2 protein-coding genes are annotated in these 1,258 nt (G+C 72.0%); both read right to left on the bottom strand.

The features are described 5' to 3' along the window. Window positions 1-179: 179 nt before the first annotated feature. A complete protein-coding gene (locus AB0J09_RS65100; RefSeq protein WP_360714541.1) occupies window positions 180-1,028 on the bottom strand; it encodes an amidohydrolase family protein in 849 nt (282 codons plus the stop codon). 39 nt (window positions 1,029-1,067) lie between these two features. Continuing rightward, on the bottom strand, window positions 1,068-1,258 hold a 191-nt coding region (locus tag AB0J09_RS65095), incomplete at its 5' end, for a VOC family protein (protein ID WP_360714539.1).

Below are 1,258 nucleotides of genomic sequence, written 5' to 3'. Positions count from 1 at the left end.
CGGTCACCTCAAGCCCGGCCTGCCGGTAGGCGGGCAGGTGGGCCACGTCCACGATGGCCCCCGCGCCGACGACGGCGACGGGCAGTCGGCGCTCAGCCGGGATGGCCAGGTCGGCCGCGGCGGCGATGGGCGCGAACACGTCGATCACGCGGCGGCCTCCCAGGTGATGTACGTGCCGGTCATGGTGCCTCCTGGAGACCGTAGAAGCTGGTCGCGGTGCCGCCGAGCACGGCCGCGCGGCCGGCGTCCGTCAGGCCCGACAGCGCGGCGTTCGTCTCCCGCCAAACCTTTGCGTAGTCGCCGGCGAGCAGCGCCACCGGCCAGTCGCCGCCGAACATCAGCCGCTCCGGGCCGAACACCTCGAGCGCGTGCTCCACGTAGGGCCGCAGGTCCTCGCCCGTCCAGGTCCCTGGGTCGGCCGCCGTGTTCAGTCCGGAGACTTTCGCGTACACCCCAGGGCACTCGGCCGCGCGGGCGAGCAGCGACGCCCACGGCTCCCAGCCCTTCTCCTTGATCGGCGGCTTGGCGAGGTGGTCGATCACCATCCGCAGCCCGGGCACCCGCTCGGCCAGCACCGGGACGTGCTCCAGATGCCGCGGCAGCACCGCCACCACGTCGAACGGCAGCCCGGCCGCGGCCAGCAGCCCGAGCCCCTCGATCACCGAGTCCCGCACCACCCAGTCGGGGTCGGGCTCGTCGTGGATGAGGTGCCGTACCCCCGCGAACCTGGGATGCCGCCGGTACCGCTCCAGCGCCTCGGCCGCCTCGCCGGGCCGGTCCAGCGGCACCCACCCGACCACCGCGCCGATGAAGTCGTGGACGGCGGCCTGCGCGAGCATGGCGTCGGTGTCGGCGTAGGAGTCCATCGACTGCACCAGGACCGTGCGATCGACCCCTGCCGCCGCGAGCTGCGGGATCAGCTCCTCGGGCTCGAAGGTGCGGTGGATCGGCCCGTGCTCCGGCGTCAGCCACGGGTACGAGCCCGTCTCCAGGTTCCAGAAGTGCTGGTGGGCGTCGACGACGGTCATCCAGCCTCCTCCCGATTCAATCGTTTGAACGTGCACATATTAGGGCGTGGACGGCGGTTGCACGAGCTCCAGCGTGATGTCGTCCGGGTCGAGGAAGTAGCAGGCGTAGCCGCCCCTGTTCACGCCCGCCGTGATCGCCTCGGGCGGGTTGACGAAGCGCACCCCGGCTAGCCCCTGCTGGATCAGGTAGCCCACGGCCATGGAGACCGAGGCCGGGCTGACCTTCAGCC

This window comes from Nonomuraea sp. NPDC049784 (assembly GCF_040659615.1).
Lineage (GTDB): Bacteria > Actinomycetota > Actinomycetes > Streptosporangiales > Streptosporangiaceae > Nonomuraea.
Note: the sequence above shows the minus strand (reverse complement) of the source record. Positions and strands in the feature narration are given on the sequence as shown.

Excerpts from the sequence above, each read along its gene's own strand:
- AB0J09_RS65100 (WP_360714541.1), bottom strand. The coding sequence starts at position 1,028 with ATGACCGTCGTCGACGCCCACCAGCACTTCTGGAACCTGGAGACGGGC.